Annotated in this window: 18 protein-coding genes and 1 pseudogene; 16 read left to right on the top strand and 3 right to left on the bottom strand. The window is 68.0% G+C overall.

Annotation, left to right across the window (positions count from 1 at the left end; genetic code table 11):
• Window positions 1–125 precede the first annotated feature (125 nt).
• The 11 genes from ABIE51_RS10085 (at window position 126) to ABIE51_RS10135 (ending at window position 12,565) form a co-directional block, all read left to right on the top strand.
• Window positions 126–1,232 (top strand): efflux RND transporter periplasmic adaptor subunit, encoded by a 1,107-nt coding sequence (locus ABIE51_RS10085; protein WP_192630608.1) that lies wholly within the window; start codon window positions 126–128, stop codon window positions 1,230–1,232.
• Window positions 1,229–4,288: an efflux RND transporter permease subunit gene (locus ABIE51_RS10090; RefSeq protein WP_192630609.1), complete on the top strand. Its 3,060-nt coding sequence runs from the start codon at window positions 1,229–1,231 to the stop codon at window positions 4,286–4,288. Before ABIE51_RS10085 ends, ABIE51_RS10090 begins: the two co-directional genes overlap by 4 nt.
• A gap of 1 nt (window position 4,289) precedes the next feature.
• A complete protein-coding gene (locus ABIE51_RS10095) occupies window positions 4,290–4,814 on the top strand; it encodes a Na+/H+ antiporter subunit E (protein WP_354503971.1) in 525 nt (174 codons plus the stop codon).
• Window positions 4,807–5,067 (top strand): monovalent cation/H+ antiporter complex subunit F, encoded by a 261-nt coding sequence (locus ABIE51_RS10100; RefSeq protein ID WP_192630610.1) that lies wholly within the window; start codon window positions 4,807–4,809, stop codon window positions 5,065–5,067. The genes ABIE51_RS10095 and ABIE51_RS10100 overlap by 8 nt, the downstream gene beginning before the upstream one ends.
• Window positions 5,064–5,366: a cation:proton antiporter gene (locus ABIE51_RS10105; RefSeq protein WP_354503973.1), complete on the top strand. Its 303-nt coding sequence runs from the start codon at window positions 5,064–5,066 to the stop codon at window positions 5,364–5,366. The genes ABIE51_RS10100 and ABIE51_RS10105 overlap by 4 nt, the downstream gene beginning before the upstream one ends.
• Window positions 5,363–6,307 (top strand): hydrogenase subunit MbhD domain-containing protein, encoded by a 945-nt coding sequence (locus ABIE51_RS10110; RefSeq protein WP_192630611.1) that lies wholly within the window; start codon window positions 5,363–5,365, stop codon window positions 6,305–6,307. The genes ABIE51_RS10105 and ABIE51_RS10110 overlap by 4 nt, the downstream gene beginning before the upstream one ends.
• Window positions 6,304–6,645 (top strand): NADH-quinone oxidoreductase subunit K, encoded by a 342-nt coding sequence (locus tag ABIE51_RS10115; protein WP_192630612.1) that lies wholly within the window; start codon window positions 6,304–6,306, stop codon window positions 6,643–6,645. The genes ABIE51_RS10110 and ABIE51_RS10115 overlap by 4 nt, the downstream gene beginning before the upstream one ends.
• Window positions 6,646–6,672: 27 nt before the next feature.
• Window positions 6,673–8,175, top strand: a complete 1,503-nt coding sequence (locus tag ABIE51_RS10120) for a complex I subunit 5 family protein (RefSeq protein ID WP_354503975.1) — start codon at window positions 6,673–6,675, stop codon at window positions 8,173–8,175.
• On the top strand, window positions 8,172–9,767 hold the full coding sequence (locus ABIE51_RS10125; RefSeq protein WP_192630613.1) for a proton-conducting transporter transmembrane domain-containing protein: 1,596 nt from the start codon (window positions 8,172–8,174) through the stop codon (window positions 9,765–9,767). Before ABIE51_RS10120 ends, ABIE51_RS10125 begins: the two co-directional genes overlap by 4 nt.
• Window positions 9,768–9,822: 55 nt before the next feature.
• The gene (locus tag ABIE51_RS10130) at window positions 9,823–11,277 is read left to right on the top strand and encodes an efflux transporter outer membrane subunit (protein WP_192630614.1); all 1,455 of its coding nucleotides are present in this window, start codon (window positions 9,823–9,825) and stop codon (window positions 11,275–11,277) included.
• Window positions 11,278–11,374: 97 nt separating this feature from the next.
• Window positions 11,375–12,565 carry a patatin-like phospholipase family protein gene (locus tag ABIE51_RS10135; protein ID WP_354503977.1) on the top strand — a complete coding sequence of 397 codons (1,191 nt, stop codon included), beginning with the start codon at window positions 11,375–11,377 and terminating at the stop codon, window positions 12,563–12,565.
• Window positions 12,566–12,586: 21 nt separating this feature from the next.
• On the opposite strand, the gene ABIE51_RS10140 is transcribed toward ABIE51_RS10135, so the two are convergent.
• Genes ABIE51_RS10140 through ABIE51_RS10150 form a run of 3 tightly spaced genes read right to left on the bottom strand, consistent with a single transcriptional unit; the run spans window position 12,587 to window position 17,265 of the window.
• Window positions 12,587–13,891 carry a sugar MFS transporter gene (locus tag ABIE51_RS10140; RefSeq protein ID WP_192630616.1) on the bottom strand — a complete coding sequence of 435 codons (1,305 nt, stop codon included), beginning with the start codon at window positions 13,889–13,891 and terminating at the stop codon, window positions 12,587–12,589.
• A 40-nt stretch (window positions 13,892–13,931) separates the two neighbouring features.
• Window positions 13,932–14,756 carry a polysaccharide deacetylase family protein gene (locus tag ABIE51_RS10145; protein ID WP_192630617.1) on the bottom strand — a complete coding sequence of 275 codons (825 nt, stop codon included), beginning with the start codon at window positions 14,754–14,756 and terminating at the stop codon, window positions 13,932–13,934.
• A 4-nt stretch (window positions 14,757–14,760) separates the two neighbouring features.
• Window positions 14,761–17,265: a glycoside hydrolase family 3 protein gene (locus ABIE51_RS10150; RefSeq protein ID WP_192630618.1), complete on the bottom strand. Its 2,505-nt coding sequence runs from the start codon at window positions 17,263–17,265 to the stop codon at window positions 14,761–14,763.
• A 338-nt stretch (window positions 17,266–17,603) separates the two neighbouring features.
• Between ABIE51_RS10150 and ABIE51_RS10155 the strand changes: the two genes are divergently transcribed.
• The 5 genes and pseudogenes from ABIE51_RS10155 to ABIE51_RS10175 all read left to right on the top strand — a co-directional run bounded on the left by ABIE51_RS10155 (window position 17,604) and on the right by ABIE51_RS10175 (window position 25,289).
• Complete coding sequence (locus tag ABIE51_RS10155; protein WP_192630619.1) at window positions 17,604–18,611, top strand: LacI family DNA-binding transcriptional regulator; 1,008 nt, start codon at window positions 17,604–17,606, stop codon at window positions 18,609–18,611.
• Window positions 18,612–18,849: 238 nt separating this feature from the next.
• Window positions 18,850–21,880, top strand: a pseudogene (locus ABIE51_RS10160) (TonB-dependent receptor).
• Window positions 21,881–22,045: 165 nt separating this feature from the next.
• The gene (locus tag ABIE51_RS10165; protein WP_192630621.1) at window positions 22,046–22,753 is read left to right on the top strand and encodes a SapC family protein; all 708 of its coding nucleotides are present in this window, start codon (window positions 22,046–22,048) and stop codon (window positions 22,751–22,753) included.
• On the top strand, window positions 22,737–23,756 hold the full coding sequence (locus ABIE51_RS10170) for a cupin-like domain-containing protein (protein WP_502913282.1): 1,020 nt from the start codon (window positions 22,737–22,739) through the stop codon (window positions 23,754–23,756). The genes ABIE51_RS10165 and ABIE51_RS10170 overlap by 17 nt, the downstream gene beginning before the upstream one ends.
• 9 nt (window positions 23,757–23,765) lie before the next feature.
• Complete coding sequence (locus ABIE51_RS10175; protein WP_192630622.1) at window positions 23,766–25,289, top strand: tryptophan halogenase family protein; 1,524 nt, start codon at window positions 23,766–23,768, stop codon at window positions 25,287–25,289.
• Window positions 25,290–25,293 lie beyond the last annotated feature (4 nt).

The following is a 25,293-nucleotide window of genomic DNA, read 5'->3' on the forward strand; positions in this document are numbered from 1 at the left end:
AATCGCCGTCAGGAGGCGACCGGGTCCGCGTTCGCGAGCGGTGGAACCGACGCGCGCCGGTCCATCGAGAGGGAGTCGACGCCGTGCCTTCCATCCGAGCCTTCCGGCGTTCCCGCAACGGTTGCATGCTGGCCGCAGCACTTGCCGTGCTCGCGCTGGCGGCGTGCGGACGCGGCGATGACGAGGAGGCGCAGGAAGTCCGCCCGGTCCGCGTCATGATCACCGACCAGCGGCTCAGCGGCGACACCGTCACGCTCATCGGCAGCGTGCAGCCGCAGAGCGAGATCAACCTGTCGTTCCGCATTTCCGGCCGCATGACCGATCGCCTGGTCAGCGTGGGCGATCACGTGCGGCGCGGGCAGCTCGTCGCGCGACTGGACACGCAGGACGAGGAGAGCGCACTGCAGTCGGCACGCGCGCAGCAGTCCGGCGCGCAGGCGCAGATGGTGGAAGCGGAGAACAACTTCATCCGGATGCGCGGTCTGGTCGCGCAGGATGCGGTGTCGCGCGCCTTGTTCGACCAGGCGCAGTCCAGCCGAAAGGCCGCGCAGGCGCAGGCCGAATCGGCGCAGGCGCAGGTCAACCTCGCGAACAACCGGCTGAGCTACACGCGACTGAGTTCGGACGTTGCGGGCGTAGTGACGGCGCAGGGCGCGGAACCCGGCGAGGTCGTGGCTGCGGGCCAGATGATCGTGCAGGTGGCGCGCGAAGGCGGGCGCGACGCGGCGTTCGACGTGCCCGCCGCGGTAAAGGAGAGCACGCCGGCCGACACCGACGTGCTCGTCATGTTGACCGCCGACCCGCGCATCACCGCGCGCGGGCGCGTGCGCGAGGTCGCGCCGCGCGCCGACCCCGTCACGAACACGTTCCGCGTGAAGGTGGGACTGATCGACCCGCCGGCCGCGATGCGAATGGGCAGCACCGTCACCGGCCGCATCAAGCTCGACGCGGTGCTCGGCATCGAAGTGCCGGCGGCCGCGGTGATGCGTTCGGGCGGCCGCACGGCGGTGTGGGTGGTGGATCCGAAAGCACACACGGTGTCGATGCGGCAGATCGCGGTGCAGTCGTCGAGCCCGTCCAGCGTGATGGTGGCCTCGGGGCTGGAGCAGGGCGACATCGTGGTGACCGCCGGCGTGCACGCGCTACATCCCGGGCAGAAGGTGCGCTTCGAACAGGCGAAGCCGACGTTCGCGAAGCCCGGTGAGGCGGCGCCCGGCGGGGCGCGGCCGTGATCGGTCCGAACCTGTCGGAATGGGCGCTCGGCAAGCGCTCGCTGGTCGTGTTCCTGATGATCATCGCGCTGGTCGCGGGCGTGATGTCGTTCATGCGGCTGGGGCGCGACGAGGATCCGGCGTTCACGGTCCGGACGATGGTGGTCGGCGCGGGGTGGCCGGGCGCGACCGTCGAGGAGATGCTCCCGCAGGTCACCGAGCGGCTGGAACGCAAGCTCCAGGAAACGCGCCATATCGACAGCGTACGCAGCTACACCACGGCGGGGCAGACGACGATCTTCGTCGAGCTGGAGCAATCGACGACGCCCGAGGAAGTGCCCGACGTGTGGTACCAGGTGCGCAAGAACATCGGCGACATCCGCGGCACGCTGCCGGCAGGCGTGGTCGGCCCGTTCTTCAACGACGATTTCGGCGACACCTTCGGCACGATCTACGCGTTCACCTCCGACGGATTCACGTTCCGGCAGCTACGCGACGAGGTCGAAGCGATCCGCGCGCGCCTGCTCAACCTGCCGGACGTGTCGAAGATCGAGGTGCTCGGCGCGCAGGACGAGCAGATCTACATCGAGTTCTCGACCGAGCGCATGGCCGGCATGCGGCTGGATTTCCGCACGATCATCGCGGCCTTGCAGACGCAGAACATCGTGCGCCCCGCAGGCGTGATCCAGACGCCGCAGGAGCGGCTGTTCCTGCGCGTCAGCGGCGCGTTCGACAACGAGGCCGACATCGAGTCGTTCAACCTCGTCGTCGGCGACCGCATCGTCCGCCTGGGGGATATCGCGCGCGTGCATCGCAGCACGGTGGATCCGCCGCAGCCGATGTTCCGCGTCAACGGAAAGCCCGCGATAGGACTCGCGATCGCGATGCGCGTGGGCGGCGACATCCTGGCGCTGGGCGAGAACATCCGCCGCGAGATGGCCGACATCCGCGCTGACCTTCCCATCGGCATCGAGCCGGTGCTGGTTGCCGACCAGGCCGTGACGGTGGAAGTGTCGATCGACGATTTCATGGCGTCGCTTTGGCAGGCGATCATCATCATCCTGGTCTGCAGCTTCGTGAGCCTGGGCGTGCGGCCGGGCACGGTGGTCGCGCTGTCGATCCCGCTCACGCTGGCGATCGTGTTCACCGTCATGTACATGGCGGACATCGACCTTCACCGCATCTCGCTCGGCGCGTTGATCATCGCGCTGACGTTGCTGGTGGACGACGCGATGACCACCGTGGACGCGATGATGAATCGCCTGGGCATGGGCGACAGCAAGGACGAAGCGGCGACCTACGCGTACCGCACGCTCGCCGCGCCGATGCTGATCGGCACGCTGGTGACGATATCGAGTTTCGTGCCCATCGGATTCGCGCGCAGTTCGGCGGGCGAGTACACGTTCTCGATCTTCGCCGTGGTGGCGATCTCGCTGATCGTCTCGTGGCTGGGCGCGGTGATCTTCGCGCCGCTGCTGGGCAAGGCCATCCTGAAGATTCCGGAGAAGCGCGCCGATCCGAAACCGAGCCGCATCATGGACACCTACGGCAAGCTGCTGCGCGGCGCGATCGCGGCGCGATGGCTGACCATCAGCATCACCGTGGCGGCGTTCGTGCTGGCGTTGTTCCTGCTGCGCTTCGTGCCGCAGCAGTTCTTCCCGGCGTCCGACCGGCCCGAACTCACCGTCGACATGACGCTGCGGCAGAACGCGTCCATCTTCGCGACGGAAACCCAGGCCAAACGGCTGGAAGCGCTGCTCAACGGCAATCCCGACGTCGACCACTACAGCACCTACGTCGGCCGCGGCGCGATCCGCTTCATCCTCACGCTCAACGTGCAGCTGGCTAATCCGTTCTTCGCGCAGTTCGTGATCGTGGCGAAGGACCTGGAGGCACGCGAGCGCCTGCACCAGATGCTGGAGAAGGAACTGGCCGAACAGTTTCCCGACGTCATCGCCCGCGTTTCGCCACTCGAACTCGGCCCGCCCGTCGGATGGCCGCTGCAGTACCGCGTGAGCGGACCCGACGTGGATCAGCTGCGACAGATCTCGCTCGAACTGGCCGGCGTGGTGGGTTCGGACCCGCGCGTGCGCCACGTCAACTACGACTGGATGGAGCCCGCGCGGCAGGTGCGCATCCACGTGGACCAGGACGAGGCGCGCCAGCTCGGCGTGAGTTCGTCCGCGCTCGCGGGCGTGCTCAATGCGGCGATCACCGGCACGCCGATCACGCAGGTGCGCGACGACATCTACCTGGTGAGCGTGGTCGCGCGCGCCGCCGACGACCAGCGCGCTTCGTTCCAGACGCTGTCGGCGCTGCAGGTGCCCACGACGACGGGTCGCATGGTGCCGCTCGCGCAGTTCGCGACGTTCAACGAAGAACAGGAATTCCCGCTGGTCTGGCGCCGCGACCGCGTGCCGACGCTGACGGTGCGCGCCGACGTCAACCGCGACGTGCTGCCCGACGATGTCGTCGAATCGCTCGCGCCGAAGATCGAGGCATTCGACAAACGCCTGCCCAAGCACTACCGCGTGGAAACCGGCGGCCTGTACGAGGAAAGCAACGCGTCCAGCCAGTCGGTGTACGCCGTGGTGCCGGTGATGATCCTGCTGATGCTGGTCAGCATGATGGTGCTGCTGGTCAGCTTCCGGCGACTGGCGATGGTGGTGTGCGTGCTGCCACTGGGCCTGATCGGCGTCGTCGGCGCGCTGCTGCTGTTCAATCGGCCGCTGGGATTCGTGGCGATCCTCGGCATCCTGGCGCTCATCGGCATGATCGCCAAGAACGCGGTGATCCTGATCGTGCAGATCGAGACGGACCGCGCCTCCGGCATGGGCGTGACGGAGGCGGTGTCGAGCGCGGCGACCTCGCGCATGCGGCCGCTGATGCTCACCGCGATCTCCACCGTGCTGGGCCTGATACCGATCGCGCCCACGGTGTTCTGGGGCCCGATGGCGTTCGCGATCATGGGCGGCCTGCTGGTGGCGACGGTGCTGACGCTGATCTTCCTGCCCGTGCTCTACGTGACTGTGTTCGGAAAGGAAGACACGCCGACGCGCGCGCAGGAGGAGGTGTAGCGTGCCGGTCCGCGCCCGCCGCCGTTGGCATGCCGCCGCGATGTCGCGTGCGATCTGCTTCTTCGCGCTATGGATCGTGCTGATGCCGAGCGTTGAGCCGGTCGGTCTGCTGTTCGGTGCGATCGCCACAACCCTGGCGACGATCACAAGCCTGCGGCTGCTGGCGCCGCAGGCCGGGCATCTGCGTTTCGTCGCGCTGTTGTCGCTGGCGCCGCATTTCCTGTGGCAGTCGGTGCTCGCCGGCCTGGACGTGGCGCGTCGGGCGTTCTCTCCGCGCATGCCGATGGCCCCGGGTTTCGTCGAGTGCAAGCTCGACTTTCCGCGCGGCCTGACACGCAACACCTTCGCCGCGATCACCAGCCTGTTGCCCGGCTCGGTGCCCTGTGGCGAGACGCGCGACGGACTGATCTATCACTGCCTCGACGTCCGGCTTCCGAATGTCGAACAACTGAAGCGCGAAGAACATCTGTTTGCCCGCGCCCTGATCCCGGGCGATACGCCCGCGCAGGAGGATCGCGATGGCTGATTTCCTCTTCGCTGCGGCGGCATTCGTGCTGCTGGTCGTCGCCGCCGGCTTGATCCGCATCCTGCGCGGGCCCGGCGATGCCGAACGCATGATGGCGGCGCAGTTGCTCGGCAGCGGCGGCATCGCCGCGTTGCTGCTCAGTGCGTCGAACGGGGCTACCGCGGTCACCGACGTGGCACTGATCCTCGCGCTGCTGGCGGCATTCGCGTCGATCATGTTCGTCAAGGGCGCGCGCCCGGCGAGGCGGCCGTGAGCGCGCTCATCGAACGCGTGCTCGATGCGTGGACCATCGTCGCGGTGAGCGCGGGCGCGCTGTTCTTCCTCGCCGGGACCGTGGGCCTGCTGCGATTCCCGGATTCGCTCACGCGACTGCATGCGCTGACCAAGGCGGACAACCTCGGCCTCGGCCTGGTGGTGCTCGGCCTGGTGGCGCAGGCGGACAGCGTCGTCATGGGCATCAAGCTCGTCCTGATCTGGGGCCTGCTGATGTGGGCGTCGGCGGCGGTCTCGCAGCTCATCGCGCGCACCGTCCACGAGGCGAAGCGACCATGAACGGCGCGCCGACACTGGCGTTGATCGCGCTGATCCTCGGCCTCGCGCTGTGGATCGTGCTTGCGCGCGAGACGTTCGCGGCGGTAGCCGGCTTCATCGCGTACGGCCTGCTGCTGACGCTGGCGTGGGTGGGATTGTCGGCGGTCGATGTGGCGATGACGGAAGCGGCCATCGGTGCGGGATTGACGGGCGCGCTGCTGATCGGCGCAGCATCGCGCCTGCGCGGCGGCGGCTATGCCGAGGTGCGGATGCAGCGTGGATTGGCAGTGCGCGTCCTGGCGATCGCCGCATCGGTCGGCGTCACCGCGGTCCTGATCGTATGCCTGCGCCTGTTGCCCGAACCGTCGCCGACGCTGGCGCCGCTCGTTACCGAGCATCTGACTGCGACTGGCGTCGGCAACCCGATCACCGCCGTGCTGCTGGCGTTCCGCGCGATGGACACGCTGCTGGAGGCGATCGTGCTGCTGTTCGCCTTGATCGCGGTGTGGTCGCTCACGCCGGATGCGGCGTGGGGGCAGCCGCCGGACGTCTCGCACGACGCCGATCCGCAGGGCGTCCTGGCCTATGTCGCGCGCGTGCTGCCGCCCATCGGCATCGTGATCGCCGTGTACATCCTCTGGGTCGGAGCGGACGCACCGGGCAGCAAGTTCCAGGGCGCGACCATCCTGGCATCGATGTGGCTGCTGGTGATGATGGCGGGCCTCACGCGCGCACCCCCGGTCAGCAGCATGGCGCTGCGCGCGTGGCTGGTCGCCGGGCCGCTGGTGTTCGTCGCCATCGGGCTGTATGGCGCGTGGATGGCGGGCGCGTTCCTCGCCTATCCGGATGGTGCGGCGAAACCGTTGATCGTCGTCATCGAGATCGCCTTGATGCCGTCGCTGGCGGTCATCCTCGCGTTGTTGCTGGCCGGTGCGCCGCGTGACGCGGGAGCGGTCCCATGAACGAGATGTGGCTCGGCTACTGTGCCGCGGTGCTCATCGGCATCGGGCTGTACGGTCTGATCGTGAACCCGCAGCCGCTGCACAAGATCCTCGCGTTCAACATCATCGGCACCGGCGTGTTCCTGGTCTGCGCGGTCGTGGCGCGCCGTGGCGCGATGCCGGGCATGGGCGGCGATCCGGTGCCGCAGGCGTTGCTGATCACCGCGATAGTGGTGGCGTTTGCGGCATCGGCGCTGGCGGTCGCGCTGCTGGTGCGCCTGTTCGAAGTCGAAGGTCGTACGACGCTGGATGAAGACGAGGTTCCCCCGCGGACGGATCGCCATGGCCGCGGCGCGTGACATCCACGCGCGTGGAGGAGGACGGCGGTGACGACGTCCGGAGGCCTGTTGCTCGTGCTCGCCGTGCTGGCGCCGTTCGCCGCGGTCATGGCAGGACTGGTGCTGGGCGGACGCAATGCCGAACGCGTCGCACTCGCCACCGTCGGCGCGGGGCTCGTGATCGCGTTCGAGATCGCACGAGTGGTGCTCGCATCGGCCGAACCCGTGGTCTACCTGCTGGGCGGTTGGGCGCCGCCGCTCGGCGTCGCGCTGCGGGCGGACGGGTTGTCGGTGGCGATGATGCTCGCCGTGGGTGTCGTGATCGCCGGCGTCGCGGTCTACGCGCGTGGCGACTTCGGTACGCCGGTCGGCACACGCGAGACGCGCGCATCGCTGACGTTCTGGTCGCTGCTGATGGCGGCGTGGGGCGCGCTGAATCTCGTCTTCGTCAGCGGCGACGTGTTCACGCTGTACGTCGCGCTGGAGCTGCTGACCTTCGCCGGCGTGCCGCTGGTCTGCCTGGACGGTCGCGCCGAAACGCTCCGCGCCGCATTGCGCTACCTCGTGTTCGCGCTGCTCGGTTCGATGGTGTACCTGCTCGGCGTGTTCCTGCTCTATGGCGCGTACGGCACGCTGGACATCGCGATGCTGGGCGAACGCGTCGCCGCGAGCCCACTCACGTGGAGCGCCGCCGCGCTGATGACCGCCGGCCTGCTGGCGAAGACGGCGCTGTTTCCGCTGCACCTTTGGCTTCCGCCGGCGCATGCGGGCGCGCCGGCGGCCGCGAGCGCGGTGTTGTCGGCGCTCGTCATCAAGGGTTCGTGGTTTCTCGTGGTGCGACTATGGCTCGATGTATTTCCGGGCATCGTCACGTGGTCGGCTGCGCAGTGGCTCGCGGGGCTCGGAGTGGCCGCGATCGTCACCGGCAACCTCGTCGCGTTGAAGCAGGCGCGGTTGAAGCTGTTGATCGCCTATTCGACCGTGGCCCAGATCGGCTATCTGTTCCTGATGTTTCCGCTGGCGGCGGGTGCACGCGCGGCGCACATGGACGACACCGCGGCCGTGACGGGCGGCATGCTGCAGGCGATTTCGCACGCCACCGCGAAGGCGGCGATGTTCATGGCGGCCGGGCTGATCTACGCCACGCTCGGGCATGACCGCGTCGCGGAACTGCGCGGCGCCGCGAGCGCCTTGCCGATGACGATCCTCGCCTTCGCGCTCGCGGGCGCGTCGCTCATCGGGCTGCCGCCGTCCGGAGGATTCCTCGCGAAGTGGCTGCTGGTATCGGCGGCGTTCTCGACCGCGCAGTGGTGGTGGGCGCTCGCGATGCTTATCGGCGGGCTGCTGACCAGCATCTACGTCTTCGTCGTGGTGATGCACGCGATGGCGCCGGCGGCTGTTGGCTGGACGCCGAATCGCACGGTGCCGGGCTATCAGCAAGGCGTGGTGCTTGCGCTGGCGTTGTGCTCGTTTCTGCTGGGCGCAGCCGCGTTGCTACCGCCCGATCTGATGCGCGTGGGACGTCCGCACACCGCATGGGTGGCGCCGTGAACGCGTGGATCGCCGCCGCGCTCGCGACGCCATGCCTGCTGCTGCTTGCGTGCGTGTCCTTGCGGTTGCGTTCGCGCATGCCGGCGTTGCTGGCCTTCGCACCGTTGCCTGCATTGCTGGCGGGGTTGCTCGCTTCGTACGACGTGCCGCTGCGCATCGGCTCGGCACGCTTCGCGCTGGTGTTCGCGCTGGATGTACCGGGTGCGATGCTGCTGGGCGCCGCGGCCTTGTTGTGGATCGTCGCCGGCGTGCATGCGCGCGGGCATCTGGTCGGCAGGCCCGACGCTGGCGCGTTCGTCGTCGCCTGGCTGATGACGCTGACCGGATGCGTCGGCGTGTTCCTCGCCGCCGACGTGGTGGGCTTCTACTTCCTGCTGGCCCTGCTCAGCGTCGGCGCGGCCGGGCTGGTGCTGCAAGGGCAGGGCGCGCAGGCACTGCGTGCCGGTGCGATCTACCTCGGCGTTGCGTTGTTCGCCGAAGCGTTCCTCCTTGCGGGCCTGATCCTCGCCGTGCAGGCGTCGCCATCGGGCAGCCTGCTGATCGCCGACGTCGCAGCGACGCTGGCGTCATCTCAATCAAGCGATTTGGCGTTGACCCTCCTCGTCGTGGGACTGGGCATCAAGGCCGGCCTGGTGCCATTCCACTTCTGGATGCCGCTGGCGTACGGCGCCGCGCCGGTGCCTGCCGCCGCCGTACTGAGCGGCGCGGTGGTGAAGGCCAGCCTGCTGGCGATGGTGCGCCTGCTTCCCTTCGACACTGCATTGCCGGAATTCGGCCTGCCGCTCGCATGCGTCGGGATGTTCGGCGCGTTGTACGGCGTCGCGGTCGGCATCACGCGGTCGAACGCGAAGCTCGTCCTCGCGTATTCCAGCGTCAGCCAGATGGGGTTCGTCATGGCGATCGTCGGCATGGGGCTGGCGACTGGCAACGCCGCCACACCGCTGGTCGCCGCGTTCTATGCCGTGCACCACCTGCTGGTGAAGGGCGCGCTGTTCCTCTGCGTCGATGCCGTCCCGGCGACGCGCGCACGTGCCGTGCTCGTGCCGGCGGGCGTCATCGCGCTAGGCCTCGCCGGCCTGCCGCTCGCCGGCGGCTTCGTAGCCAAGTACGCAGCGAAGGACGTCTTCGGCGAGGGCGCGTTCGCGACGCTGGCGGTCGCGTCGTCGGTGGCAACGGCGTGGTTGATGTGCCATCTGCTGCGCAGGCTTGCCGTCGACGCGAATCTCTCCGCACGGTTCTCGTGGACGTGGTTCGCGATGGCGTTCGCCTGCGTGTTCGTGCCGTGGTGGATCTACGTCGCCACGCCGATCGGCACGGCGTCGGCGTTGTTGGCGGCGTCGGTGTTGCGGTCGTCGCTGTGGCCGGTGCTGGCCGGTGGCGCGTTGGCGCTCGCAACTGTACGCACCGGCATCAGGTGGCCAGCGGTTCCTGCTGGCGACGTCGGCGCGATGCTGCGCGGTCTGGAGCGCCTCGCCGGCCGGATCGCGACGGCCTTCCAGCAAGGCGACATCGTCGTGCGGCGCTGGCACGTGGCGAGCGTGGCGCTGTTGCTGATCGCCGCGGCCTTCTACTGGACGCTGCGCGCGCCATGAACGCGATCCGCGCCATCGCAATGCCCCTTGTCCGGCGCGCCGCGGAGGTATCGACATGAGACTCCTCATCACCACGGCACTGCTGGTCTTCGCAGCCGGTTGCACGCTCGGTCCCGATTACGCACGTCCGACGGTCGACGCACCCGACGCCTGGCGCGTGCAGCCCGCAGAAGCGCAGGTCGTCGCGAATACCCGGTGGTGGACGTCGTTCAACGATCCGGTGCTGGACGATCTGATCGCGACCGCGCTCGCCGAAAACCTCGACGTGCGCATCGCCGCGGCGCGCGTCGAGCAGTTCCTCGGTGCGCTCACCGCCACGCGCTCGCGCTTCTTCCCGGCGGTGGGTTACGACGTCGATGCCTCCCGCGCGAAGGCGAGCCGCGTCGGGCAGCCGCCGATTCCGGCGGGCGGCGATCCGTACTTCACGCTCTACCAGGGTTCACTGGGCGCGACGTGGCAGATCGACCTGTTCGGCCGCGTGCGGCGCCTGAACGAAGCGGCGCAGGCGCGTGTGTATGCGAGCGAGCAGGCACGCCGGGGCGTGCTGCTCTCGCTGGTGACCAGCGTCGCGGCGAGCTACATCACGCTGCGGCAACTGGACCGCCAGCTGGAGATCGCGAAAGCGACGGCCCACAACCTCGGCGAGACGGCGCGGATCTTCGACCTGCGGCACAAGGCGGGCGTCGTGTCGCAGACCGAGGTGTCGCAGGTGCAATCGCAGCACGAGCAGGCGCTGGCGACGATCCCCGTACTGGAGCAGCAGATCGCGGCCGTCGAGAACCTCATCTCGATCACGCTGGGCCGCAATCCGGGGCCGATCCGGCGCGGGCTGACCATCGACCAGCTGGTTCCGCCGCGCATTCCCGGCGATCTGCCGTCTTCGTTGCTCGAGCGCAGGCCCGACATCCTGCAGGCCGAGCAGAACCTCGTCGCGGCCAACGCGAACATCGGCGCCACGCGTGCGCTGTACTTCCCGGACCTCACGCTCACCGGCGCGCTGGGCTCGACGAGCACGTCCTTCGGCAACTTCCTCACCGGTCCGGCAAGTGCGTGGCTGGTCGGCGCCAACCTCGCGGGACCGATCTTCACCTTCGGCGCGATCAAGGGGCAGGTGCGTTCCGCGGAGGCGCAGAAGGACGAAGCGGTACTTGTCTACCAGCAGACGATCCTCAACGCGTTCCGCGAAACCGACGACGCGATTACCGGTTCGGTGAAGAAGGAGGAGGAACTGGCGCGGCAGGCGGCGCGCGTGACCGCGCTGCGCGAATCGGCGCGGCTGTCGCGGCTGAAGTTCGAGTACGGCATGGCGGGCTATGTCGAAGTGCTGATCGCCGACAACGAGCTGTTCGCTGCGGAGATCGCGCTCGTGCGCGTGCGCGCCGAACGCAACACGCAGCTCGTGCAGGTCTACCGCGCGATGGGAGGCGGGTGGGTCGATGCGGTCGATCCGTCGCGCGCGGCCGGCACCGCTTCGGACACATCGACGGAGGCGGAGGGCCTGCAGCGGTGACGTCGCGGCCGCCGGCACGCAATGAGCCCGAATGAACCTTGATCCGCTGCCGCCTTGTTTGGTCCTCGCACGTCGCCCGGTTTGCCTGGCGCGTGCCGTGGTTCTCGCCGTGTGCGCCGCATGGCTGGTCGGCTGCGTGACGATCCCGCGCAATCCCGTGCCCGCGGACCAGACGCCGGTCGCGCTGATCCCCGGCATGCCCGACGCGCGCGCCTTCGCCGGGCGGCCCAATGCGTTGATGCAGCGCGATTTTGAACAGTCGATGGAACAGGAATCGCGCGGGGACTTTCCGCCGGATGCCGACGGGGCGGTGCGCTATCCGCATCTCGCACTGTCGGGCGGTGGTGCCAACGGCGCGTTCGGGGCGGGTTTCCTCAACGGGTGGACGCGCACGGGGAAACGGCCGGTATTCAAGATCGTCACCGGGGTCTCCACCGGTGCACTGATGGCGCCGTTCGCGTTCCTGGGGTCGGAGTACGACGAGGCTCTGCATCGGTTCTATACGACCACGACCGCGCCGGATGTCTTTACCGCCGGCTCGCCGCTGATGGCACTGCTGCGCCGCGATTCGCTCGCGAGCACCGCGCCGCTGGAAGCGCTCATCGCGCGCCACATCGACCACGCGCTGCTGCGCGACGTCGCCGCGGCGCATCGTCGCGGGAGGCGTCTGTACGTCGGTACCGTCGACCTCGACTCACGCCGCTTCGTCGTGTGGAACATGGGATTGATCGCCACGTACGGCACGACGGCCGGCGACGATCTGTTCCGCCGCGTGATGCTCGCGTCGGCGGCGATTCCGCTGGTGTTCCCGCCGGTGATGTTCGAGGTCGAAGCGAACGGCAAACGCTACGACGAGATGCACGTCGACGGGTTCATCGGCGCGAATGTGTTCATGAACTCCGGCATCTTCAATCCGACGGAGATCTATCGTCGCGCGGGCCGTTTCAGGGCGTACGAAGACACCTTCCTGATCCACAACGGGCAGCTGCATCCGCGCCCGAAGCCGACGGAGCGCTCCATGCGCGGCATCGCGATGCGGGTCATCGAGACTGCCGGGCGCGCCGGCATGGTCGGCGATCTGTTCCGCGAGTTCGCCATCGCGCAGCGCAACGGCAGCAACTTCCACTGGGTGACGATCCCGGAAGATGTCGAAGTGCCCGATCCCATCCTCTTCGATCCGGCCGGGATGACCGCGTTGTACGACACCGGATACGACGCCGCGCTGACGGGCCCGCAATGGCTGACGAGCCCGCCGGGGATGCTGGTGCCGTCAACGCCCGCCGAGTGAGCGGGCGTTCGGGGCACGCGCTCAATGCATCGCGCGCACCGGCGTCTGCACAGCCTCGTGCGGCAGCGCCTGCACGCCCAGGCGCGAACCGTGCAGGCCGTACCACGCGATGTACGCATAGCAGACCAGCGGCAGGAAGAAGGCGGCCTGGATGCCGATGTGGTCGGCCAGCGCGCCCTGCGCGAGCGGGATCACGGCGCCGCCGACGATCGCCATCACCAGCAGGCTCGAGGCCTTGCCGGTCAGTGGGCCCATGCCCTCGATGGCGGAGGTGAAGATCGTCGGGAACATGATCGAGTTGAACAGGCCGATCGCCAGCACGCTCCACAACGCGATGCTGCCCTTGCTGCCCATCGTGATGGCCAGCAGCACGGCCGCGACGACGGCGAACAGCGCCAGCAGCTTGCGCGCGTCGACCACGGTCATCAGCGCCGCGCCGATGAAGCGCCCGACCATCGCGCCGCCCCAGTACCAGACGAGGTAACGGCTCGCCGTGGCTTCGCTCAGCCCGCCGATGTCCGGCATCGCCATGTAGTTGATCAGGAAGCTGCCGATCGACACTTCGGCGCCGACGTACAGGAAGATCGCCAGCACGCCCCAGCGCAGGTGCGGACGACGCAGCGCTTCGGCGTAGGTGTGATGGCGGCCGTCGGCCGCGTCGGTGGCCTCGCGCAGCGGCGGAATGCGCAGCGCGAACACCAGCACGGCCATCAGCACCAGCCCGGCGGCGAGCAGCACGTAGGGCACCTGCACCGACTGTGCCTGCGCCGTGCGGTAGGTCGCCAGCGCTTCCGGCGTCATCGCGGCCAGCTGCTCGGTGCCGAGCACGGCGCCGGACAGGATCAGCGGGCCGATGAAGAACGGGAACACTGTCGTGCCCAGCGAGTTCAGTGCCTGGGCGAGGTTGAGCCGGCTGTGCGACGTCGCCGGGTTGCCGAGCAGGCTGATATACGGGTTCGCCGCCACCTGCAGCAGCGTGATGCCGCTGGCGAGCACGAACAGCGCGGTGAGGAAGACCCCGTACGAGGGCAGCTTCGCCGCGGGATAGAACAGCAGCGCGCCGACCGCCGCGGTGAGCAGACCGATCACGATGCTGGGCTTGTACCCCAAGCGTGAGACGATCGAGCCCGACGGCAGCGACATCAGGAAATACGCGCCGAAGAACGTGAACTGGATGAGCATCGTCTGCGCGTAGTTCATGGCGAACACGGCCTTCAGATGCGGGATCAGCACGTCGTTGAGGCTGGTCATGCCGCCCCAGGCGAAGAAGATCAGGCTGACGATGGCGATCGCGGCCGGGTAGGACAGGTGGCGCTGCTGGTTCATGCGGGCTCTTCTCGGTCTTGTGCCGCTGCGGAAGGGATGCTCAGGGCGCCGCGGCGGGTGGCCGCTGCTGCCGGACGTACGTCATCACGTTGAGGAAAGTATCGACCCAATAGCGGTCGCGGTGGCGGGCCAGGTAGTCGAGCAGCTCCTCGTGCGCCTGCGCGCTGGTGGTGAGGTAGTCGCCGCCGACGCCATGGAAGGTGAAGTTCACCATCGTGCCACGCCGCCCGGCGTCCTCGACCATCGCGATCAGTTCTTTGCCGGTCAGTCCGGCCGGCGCACCCACGGGGACCGCCGCGGGATCAAACGTCGCCATGTCCGGCGTCACCGCGCCGCCACCGACCTTGATCGCCACGAAGTCGTTCTTCACCAGCGCGGCGTAGTCGCCGTCGCTCGCCTTCGACTCGCCGCAGGGCAGGGTGAGCGTGCGCCGCGGGCCGGCGCCGTCGATGGCGTCCAGCATGGTGTTCGCGAGCCGCACCTGGTCGCGCATCTGCGCGGCAGTGGTGGTGTCGAGGTCGCGCTCCGGTGGCACCCAGTCGCGATCGGCGCCCGCACCGGAGCACTGGTGGAACAGCGTGTGGTTGCCGAGCTCGTGCCCGTTGCGCGCGGCGGCGCGCCAGTCGGCAAGCCGCGTCGCAATCGGCGGATTGGCCAGCGGCACGTAGAACGAGCCCTTGAACCCGTGGCGGTCGAGCGCCGGGATCGCGATGTCCAGCTGCGAATCGAGCGCATCGTCGTAGGCCAGGCTCACGGCCGCGCGTCGGCCTTCCGGCCACCGGAACGGCGGCGCCGCGTGCGCGCCGACGACGGGCAACGCCGCCAGCGCGAAGCAGAGCCACGACATCGCGGCGCGTCCGGGCATCGGCTTACGGCACCTGCGCGCAGTCGATCGCGCCGGCGCTCTTCGCCGCACCCGCGACCACCGCGATGCGCGTGAACGCCGCCGAGAACGGCGCATCGGCCGAGACGCTGAAGGGCATGTCCACGCCGCCGAGGTCCACCTTGCGCGCGACGAAACACTTCAGCGGCACGTTGATCGTGGCCTTCTTGCCGATGCCCGCGCGGGCGATGGCCTGCGTGATGTCGATGCTTCCGCTGCAGGTCTTTCCGCAGCCCATCGTCAGCGTGACGGGCGAAGTCGGTGCGACATCGACGAGGACATCGAACTGCAGCGCGCCGTCGGCCGATGCCATCGCGTTGAGGTTGTTGTTGCCGGCGCTGCGCGAGAACACGCGCGCCGGTGCCAGCCACGTCACGCGCTTGGCGTCCTGCTGGGTGTTGATCTGAGTGGTCGCCACGCGGATGGCCGGCTTGCCCTGCGGGAATTCCAGCGTGTCGTTGAGCGATGCGCCCAGCGCCTGCGTCGCGCCGCCGGCTTCCACGTACATCGCGAAGGGCACCGCGTCGCGCGTGTTGAACACCGGCATCGACGTGGCCGCACCGCACGCATCCTGCTTCGGTTCCGGCAGCTTGCCGACCTTGCCGGGCGCCGCATACGAAAGGCCATGACCGCGCGCGAACAGCGCCGGGCGCTTCGGATCGGGCCGGTTCTCCGGCGCTAGGCAGGGCACGCCCGGCCACGAGAACGACAGCCGACCCTTGAAATCGTGGCGCGGCGTGCCGTCCTGCGAGGCGACGAGGACGTCGGCGATCCCCGCGCCTTCGGAACCCGGCAGCCAGCCGGCCACGAACGCATCGGACAGGTTGATCAGGTCATTCGCGTAAAGCGGGCGCCCAGACAGGAACACCGTCGTCACCGGCTTGCCGTACGCCTTCGCCGCGCGCAGCGCCGCGAGGTCTTCCGGATGGCGACGGCTGTGGGCCATGTTTTCCGAACCGACGATGTCGCCGTTGGTTTCGGCGTACGGCGTTTCGCCGATGACCGCGATGACGGCGTCGAACGCATTCGTGTCCGCGCCCGTGCCGTCTTCGTCGAACACGACGTTCTGCGCGCCCAGCGCTTCGCGAAGGCCGGTCAGCACGGTGTCGGCATTGCCGTAGTCGGCGTTGGTGTTGTCGGTGCCCTGCCAGGTCAACGACCAGCCGCCGGCCTGGTTCGCGAAGCTGTCGGCGCTCTTGCCGATCACCAGCACGCGCTGGCCCGGCTTGAGCGGCAACGCGCCGCGCTCGTTCTTCAACAGCACCAGCGATTCGCGCACCGCCTGGCGGGCGAGGTCGCGGTGCACGGTCGCCGCGGCCTTTCCGGCGAACTGGCCGTCGGACGGTTTGCGATCGAACATCCCGGCGCGCAGCTTCACGCGCAGGATGCGCGTCACGGCGTCGTCGATGCGCGCCATCGGGATCTCGCCGCCTTCGACCTGTTTGATCGTGTTGGCGATGAAGGCCTTCCAGTCGTCGGGCACCATCACCATGTCGATGCCGGCGTTGATCGCCTGCGGGCAGCTTGCGTTCTCGCAGCCGGGCACCTGCGCGATGCCGTTCCAGTCCGACACGACGAAACCGTCGAAGCCCATCCTGTCCTTCAGCGCATCGGTGAGCAGCGCTTTGGAGCCGTGCATCTTGCCGTAGTCGACACCGCCAGCGACGTCGTTCCAGCTGTTGAACGACGCCATCACGGTCTGCACGCCGGCGCCGAGCGCGCCGTAATAGCCCTGGCCGTGGACGTTCACCATTTCCAGCTTCGGGATGATCGCGTTGCCCTGGTCGCGACCCTGGTCGGTCGCGCCATCGCCGATGTAGTGCTTGGCCGTGGCGACGACCGTGCCGTCGGCGCGAAGGTCACCCTGCAGGCCGGCGATGTAGGCACCGGCGTATTCGCGCACGACGGCCGGATCGGACGAGAAGCTCTCGTAGCTGCGGCCCCAGCGCACGTCCTGCGCGACGGCGAGCGTCGGCGCGAACACCCAGTCGATGCCGGTGGCGCGCGTGGCCTGCGCCGTGGCTTCGCCGATGCGCTCGACCAGCGCGGCATCGTGCGCCGCGCCCAGTGCGATGTTGTGCGGGAACAGCGTGGCGCCGAAGACGTTGTTGTGGCCGTGCACGGCGTCGGTGCCCCAGATCACCGGGATCGGGGTGCGCGCTTTCATCGACGCCGCGTGGTAGCGGTCGGCGAGCTTCAGCCAGTCCTGCACCGTCGCGCGCTTGTTCATGCCCGGCCACGAGCCGCCGCCGTTGAGCACCGAGCCGATGTGGTAGCGCTGCACGTCCTCGGGCGTGATCGACTTGATCTCCGGCTGCGTCATCTGGCCGACCTTCTCGGCCAGCGTCATGCCTTTCAGCATCGTCGCGATGCGCGCTTCCAGTGCCTCGTCGCGTTTGACCGCGCTTTCGATGCGCGGCCAGTCCTGCAGTTGCGCCGGCGGTGCGGCGTTCGCGCCGAAGTGCGCCAGGCCCAGTCCCATCACCAACATGCCCGTTCCAACGAAGGCTCTCGCCTGCACGATCTGCTCCCTGGCTGGATACCGCAGTGACGCAGGCCGCGATTCGCGCATTCGACGCGCCGACGGCCGGCGGTTGACAGCGCTGTCAATACAAGGCGAGGCTGGTGAAGTCAATCGTCGTCGACGTGCCGTGGTGCATTCGGCGATCAAGCGCCCATTCCGCCGCGCGTGCCTGCGCAACGGCTGTTGCGACGCAGCACGACGATGCGCACGAAAGTTGTCGATGGCGCGAGTTTGTCGGCGTGGCCATCGGGTTGCAGGACGGTTCTGGCACCATTCGCAGCGGTTGGACGACCAGGGAGCGTGCAATGCGTGTTCGGATCGAGGATGTGGCAGAAGCCGCCGGCGTGTCGATGAAGACCGTCTCGCGCGTGCTCAACAACGAGCCCAACGTGCGCGAGGAAATGCGCGCGCGCGTAATGAAGGCGATGGACAAGCTGCAGTACAAGCCCAATCCGTCGGCGCGCAGCCTTGCGGCGCAGCGTTCGTACAGCGTGGCGCTGGTCTACAACAACCCGTCGCGCAACTACATGATGGAAGTCCAGAACGGCATGCTCGAAGCGTGCCTGGCGAACCACTACAACCTGTTCCTGGCGCCTGTGAGCGTGGGCCGCGAACGCGTGGCCGACATGCAGGGCCTGTTCCGGAACTTCGGTCCCGATGGCGTGGTGCTCATCCCGCCGCTTACCGACGACGCGCAGCTGGTCAGCGTGCTGGAGCAGAAAGGCGTGCCGTTCGCCTGCATCGCACCGAAGAACGCCGCCGGTCGCATCGGCGTGGCGATGGACGAGACATCCGCCGTGCTGGACATGATGGCGCGCCTGATCGACCTGGGGCACACGCGCATCGGCCACATCAAGGGCGCGGCCAAGCACGGCGCCTGCCAGTGGCGTTTCGACGGCTATCGCGAGGCGCTCAAGCGCGCCGGCATCCGGTTCGATCCGGAACTGGTGGTGCAGGGCGCGTTCTCGTACGAATCCGGCTGTGCGGGCGCGCAGCAACTCCTGGAGCTGGCCTCGCCGCCGACGGCGATCTTCGCCGCCAACGACGACATGGCAGCCGGCGTCATTCGCATCGCGGCCGAACGCGGACTGTCGGTGCCGCGCGATCTTTCGGTGTGCGGCTTCGACGACACGCCGATCTCGCGACACATCTATCCCGCGCTGACCACCATCCGGCAGCCCACGTCGGAGATGGGGCGACTGGCGACGCTGGAATTGCTCGCTCGGATCAAATCGCCGGGAGCGGGACGGATGTTGCGCGTCGATCACGCGGTGCTCATGCGCGAGTCGACGCAGGCTCCGCGGCGTCGCTGATTTTCTTTGCGGCAGGAATGTTAGCGCTCTCATTCTGCGCGCCGATGGCGTGAAGTCGCTGCGCTGCAACATCGAAATACGCTGGAAAACAAGACTCCGCGCACACTCGACGGCCGTCTTCACGGTCAAAGTTGACAGCGCTGTCAACCCGAGGTTCCAATCGGCCCGCACTTACTTTGCGGGCCTGTGTGGCGACACGCCTGCATCTTCTACGTCGTGAATTCTGGGAGGAGTTTCGATGAAGCAGTTGCGTGTCGCCCCCAAGCGAACACTGTTGACGTCCGCATTGCTGCTGGCACTGAGCCAGCCGCTTTACGCGCAGACCGCGCCCGCCGCCGAAGCGGGACAACGCACCGCCTCGGCGGACGAGGATGCCCGCACGCTCGACGCCGTCGTCGTGCAGGGCATCCGCGGAAGCCTGACCGGCTCGATGAACCTGAAACGCGACTCGCAGGGCGTCGTGGATGGCATCGTGGCCGAGGAAATCGGCAAGTTCCCCGATACCAACCTCGCCGAATCGCTGCAGCGCATCAGCGGCGTGTCGATCGACCGCACGCTGGGCGAAGGTTCGAAGGTGACGGTGCGCGGCATCGGGCCGGACTACAACATGGTGCTGCTCAACGGCCGGCAGATGCCGACCTCGGGCAACGCCAACGGCGCGGGCGTGTCGAACTCGCGCGCGTTCGACTTCGCCAACCTGGCGTCGGAGGCGATCTCCAGCGTCGAGGTCTACAAGACCAGCCGCGCCGACGTTCCGCCCGGCGGCATCGGCGCGACGATCAACATCCGCACCGCACGGCCGCTCGAATCGGAGCCGGTGATCAACGTGGGCCTGAAGGCGGTGCACGACACCTCCAATGGCAACATCCCCAAGTCGCTGCAGGGCCACGACATCACGCCGGAAATCTCCGGCATCTTCAGCCAGCGCTATGCCGACGGCACGTTCGGCGTCGCGCTGACGGGCAGCTACCAGGAACGCGACTTCGGCTTCAGCCAGGCCGCCGTTCCCAATGGCTGGCGTCCGTTCCGAGGCGACGAGAACAACTGGGGCACGATCCCGCAGCCGGGCACGCCGGGTTCGGAAAACATCACCAACCGCCCGGGCCCGACCGACATCTATTCGGTCCCGCAGAACCTCAACTACAGCGTCAACGGCGTGCAACGCCAGCGCACGAATCGGCCAGCTGACGCTGCAGTGGGCGCCGGCGGACAACATCACCACGACGCTGGATTACACCTACGCCGAAAACAAGATCCAGCAGCAGCGCAACGAGCTGTCGGTGTGGTTCAACTTCGGTCCGTCGGTGACGTCCTGGACCGACGGCCCGGTCGCGGCGCCGATCTACTACTCCGAGATCATCAACCCGGCCACGTCCGACATCTCGATGGGCGGCATGCGCCTGGCGAACGTCAACAAGAACGAATCGCTCGGTTTCAACGTCGACTGGCAGGTGTCCGACGCGCTCGACCTGCAGCTGGACTACCACAGCTCGTCGGCCGAAACGAAGCCGGACAGCCCGTGGGGTTCGGCCGGCGTGCTCGGCGTGGCGGCGTTCGTGCGCGGCACGACGTCGGTGGATTTCAGCGGCGAGTTCCCGGTGGTGAACATCGCCTTGCCGCCGGGCGTGGCGGGCGTGGACCCGTCGCAGGCGCTGGTCACCGGCTCGGTGTTCCAGAACGCGTACTCCAAGTCCGAGATCGACCAGACCCAGCTCAAGGGCCGTTGGGAGTTCGGCGAATACTCCGGCCTGGACTTCGGCGCGTCGTACACCGACGTCGACAACCGCACCGCGTACGGCTTCATGCAGCGCGATACGTGGGGTGGCGTCGGCACGCCGGCCGACTACGACGACGACATCTGGTTCGCCGACAGCATGGGCCAGTACTTCGACCAGTTCGGTGGGCACAACTCGTCGAACTTCACCGATCGCTTCCTGCTGTTCGATTTCGACCGCTTGCGCAACCGGGCGGCCGAACTGACCGGGCGCCCGGACTGGTACCGCGCGCCGGACGAGTTCAGCCGCGACCTGCGCACCAACGAGAAGTCCAGCGGCGCGTACCTGCAGTACACGACGAAGTTCGACTGGGAAATGCCGCTGAACGTGGCCGTCGGCGTGCGCTACGAGAAGACGGAAGTCACCTCGTCGGCGCTGGTGCCGGTGGCGACCGGCATCACCTGGCAGTCGGCGAACGAGCTCAACCTGATCTTCGCCGACCCGGCCTTCGCGACGCTGAAGGGCGATTACGATTACTGGCTGCCCAACCTCGACCTCAACCTGGAGATCACCGACGCGGTGATCCTGCGCGGCAGCTACAGCCAGACCATCGGCCGGCCGGGCTGGGCGGACATCCAGGGCGGACGCACGCTCGACCAGATCGTGCGCGTGGACGGCGGCACCGGCACGCAGGGCGATCCCACGCTCAAGCCGCTGGTGTCGGACAACTTCGACCTGTCGCTGGAGTGGTACTACGGCGAGTCGAGCTACGTGTCGGCCGGCTGGTTCCGCAAGGACATCAAGAACTACATCGGCACCACGCAGATCATCGACGTGGGCGGCAGCGATGGCGCCACGCCGTTCAACCTGCACACGCCGGTGGGTGGCGCGTACTGGAACGCGGCGCTTGCGGGCGGCTGCATCCAGGCCGACGTGACCTGCATCCGCAACTACATCTTCGCCAACTTCAACGGCCAGCCCGGCGTGACGGCGACGGGGCAGGACGCGAACGGCAACTTCACCGGCACGATCAACGGACTCGCCAGCGATCCGCTGGCATCGTTCAAGATCACCTCGCCGGCGAACCGGGAAGACTCGTCGCTGGACGGCTGGGAGTTCAACATCCAGCACATGTTCGGGCAGAGCGGCTTCGGCGTCTCGGCGAACTACACCATCGTCGACAGTCCGGACCTCAGCTACGACAACTACGTCATCGGCGGGCAGTTCGCGCTGGTGGGCCTGAGCGATTCGGCGAACCTGGTGCTGTTCTACGAGAAGGACGCCTGGCAGATCCGCACCGCCTACAACTGGCGCGACCAGTTCCTGTCGGCGGTGTTCGACGGATCGGGCATCCCGAACCCGCAGTACGTGGACGATTACGGGCAGCTGGACATCAGCATCGGCTACAAGATCAACGACCAGATGACGGTGCAGTTCGAAGGCCTGAACCTCACCGACGAAACGATGCGAATCTTCGGTCGCCACGAGAACGAAGTGCTGTACGCGACGCAGTACGGGCCCCGCTACGTGCTGGGTTTCCGCTACAACTTCTGACGTCGCGGTCGGGCAGTGTCGCGCGGCCATCCGGTCGCGCGGCCAGGGAGCGGGCCGCCGCGCCACCGGCGGCCCGCTGTCTGGCCGGATGTGAGGCAGGATGCAACGATGGGCGGGGAGGGCGCAGCGTCGCCGAATCCCGCGAAGTTCGACCAAGAGGACGCAATGCCCAACCACGCAGCGCTCAACAATGTCGAACACCGCGACCTGCGGATCGACACCCGCCGCCTGGCGGCGCTCGGCGACGACGTGATGTGCACGGCGACCTTTCCCGCGGAATTCCGCAACGTGCAGTCGCATTACCCGATCGTGTTCCGCCGCACGGGCGACGGCGCGTCCCAGCCGGTCGCGCTGTTCGGATTCAGCGAAGGCGACAACCTGTTCCTCGACGGCGGCCAATGGGACGCCACGTACATTCCGCTCGCCATCGAACGCCAGCCGTTCCTGATCGGCCGCGACGGCGAAGCGCTGACGGTGCACGTCGACCTCGACCACCCGCGCACGAAGGCGGGGCAGGGCGAAGCGCTGTTCCGCGAACACGGCGGCACCACGGATTACCTCGAGCGCGTCACCTCGGTCCTGTTGGCGTTGCATGATGGCCTCGCGTCGGTGCCGGCCTTCGCCGACGCGCTGCAGAAGCACGGCCTGCTGGAATCGTTCGTGATCGATATCGAGCTGCCCGGCGGTGCCGTCAACCGCTTCGGCGGATTCCACGCGATCCATGAAGAACGCCTGCGTGCGCTCGACGCGTCCGCGCTGGACGAACTGCATCGCGCCGGCTTCCTCGAGCCGATCTACATGGCCATCGCGTCGGTGTCGCAGTTCCGCGCGCTCATCGAGCGGCTCAACCGGCGCCATGCTGCCGGGCGCTAGCCCCATCGCCGAACGTGCGGACGTCGACGTTCGCGCGATCCCGGACGCGCTGCTCCCGTCCGGCGAACCCGTCGTGCTGCGCGGACTGGTCGCGGACTGGCCGATGGTGCGCGCGGCGCGCGACTCGGCCGAAGCGGCCGTCGCCTACCTGCGCACGTTCGAACGGCGCGACGCTCCGCCGGTGGTCGCGACAGTCGGCCCGCCCGACATCGGCGGCCGGTTCTTCTACAACGACGACCTGAGCGGTTTCAATTTCCGCCAGGAGAACGTGCCGCTGGGCGTGGTGCTCAACACGCTGCTGAAGTACGCGACCGAGGAACGCCCGCCCGCGATCTACGTCGCCTCCACGACCATCGACACGTGGCTGCCCGGCTTCCGCGCGCACAACGACATTCCGTTCGGCGCACGCGATCCGCTGGCGAGCGTGTGGATCGGCAATCGCACGCGCATCGCGGCGCATCAGGACGTTCCGGACAATCTGGCCTGCGTCGTCGCGGGGCGTCGCCGCGTCACGCTGTTTCCGCCCGACCAGTTGCCCAATCTGTACGTCGGGCCGCTCGACCACACGCCGGCCGGGCAGCCGATCAGCCTCGTCGATTTCGCCGCACCGGACCTGCAGAAATACCCGCGTTTTGCCGAAGCCTGTCGCCATGCGCGCACCGCGCTGCTGGAGCCGGGCGACGCGGTGCTCATTCCCAGCATGTGGTGGCACCACATGGAAGGCCTGGACGCGTTCAACGTGCTGGTCAACTACTGGTGGCGGCAGTCGCCGGCGTGGATGGACACGCCGATGAACGCGCTGATGCTGGCGATCATGACCGTGCGCGACCTGCCGCCGGAACAGCGCGCGATCTGGGACGACATCTTCCGCCATTACGTCTTCGCGCCCGGCGAGGCCACTGCCGATCACATTCCCGACGACGCCCGGCGCGTGCTCGCGCCGATGGACGAAGCGCGTGCACGCTCGCTGCGCGCCCGCCTGCTGCAACGACTCAACCGCTGAGGATTCCGCATGAGCGAGACCGACATCCGCACCCGTCCCATCCGACGCGTCGTCATCGCCGGCGGCGGCACCGCGGGCTGGATGGCCGCGGCGGCGCTGTCGCGCACGCTCGGCAAGGTGCTCGACATCACACTGGTGGAGTCGGAGGAAATCGGCACCGTGGGCGTGGGGGAGGCGACGATCCCGACGCTGGTGACCTTCCACCGCCTGCTCGATATCAACGAGCAGGAGTACATGTCGGCGGTGAAGGGCACCATCAAGCTCGGCATCTCCTTCGAGAACTGGCTCGACAAGGGCCATCGCTACATCCATTCCTTTGGCGTCAGCGGCAAGGACCACTGGTCGGCGGGCTTCCAGCATTTCTGGCTGCGCGGGCAAAAGCTCGGCATCGCCAGCGGCTACGAGGATTACTGCGTCGAACTGAAGGCGGCGCTGCAGGACAAGTTCGCGCACCTGCCCCGCGGCGGCATCAACTACGCGTACCACATGGACGCGAGCCTGTACGCGCGCTACCTGCGCACGCTCAGCCAGGGCCATGGCGCGCGTCGCGTGGAAGGCAAGATCGTCGAAGTCGTGAAGGACGAAGCATCGGGCTTCGTCACCGCGGTGAAACTGGCCGACGGCTCGATGCTGGAAGGCGATCTGTTCATCGACTGCACGGGCTTCCGCGCCCTGCTCATCGGGCAGGCGCTGGGCGTGGGATTCACCGACTGGTCGCACTGGCTGTTCAACGACAGCGCGCTGGCGACGCAGACCACCGCAGTTCGCGACGCCGTGCCGTACACGCGCGCGATCGCCGGCAGCGCCGGCTGGCAGTGGCGCATACCGCTGCAGCACCGCATGGGCAACGGCATCGTCTATTCCAGCCGTTTCATGAGCGATGACGAGGCGCGGCACGACTTCCTGTCCAGCGTCGAAGGCGAGGTGATCAAGGACCCGTGGCCGATCCGCTTCAAGCCCGGCCAGCGGCAGAAGTCGTGGGAAAAGAACGTCATCGCGCTCGGGCTGGCCGGCAGCTTCATCGAGCCGCTGGAGTCGACCACGATCCACCTCATCCAGCGCGGCATCGTGCACCTGCTGCGGATGTTCCCGCAGGTCATCGCGCAGCCGGATATCGACCAGTACAACGCGCAGCTCGATTCGGAACTGGCGCACGTGCGCGACTTCGTCGTGATGCACTACAAGCTCACCAACCGCCGCGACACGCCGTACTGGCAGGCGGTGCAGGACATGGAGATGCCGGCCACGCTGAAGCACCGCATCGGCCTGTTCCGCGAAACCGGCAAGGTCTTCCGCAGCTCGGAGGAGCTGTTCGCCGAGAATTCGTGGATCCAGGTGATGATGGGGCAGGGCGTGATGCCGCAGCAGTACCACCCCACGGCCGACGTCATGAGTGAGCCGGACCTGCGCCGCTTCCTCGACGACATCCGCGCGCACGTGGACAACACCGTGCGCCAGCTGCCGCCGCACCAGGCCTACATCGACCAGTACTGTCCGGGCGTACGCGCACCGGAGCCGGCCGCCGCGGGCTGAGCAC

Source organism: Lysobacter sp. OAE881 (assembly GCF_040546665.1).
GTDB classification, from domain to species: domain Bacteria; phylum Pseudomonadota; class Gammaproteobacteria; order Xanthomonadales; family Xanthomonadaceae; genus Lysobacter_J; species Lysobacter_J soli.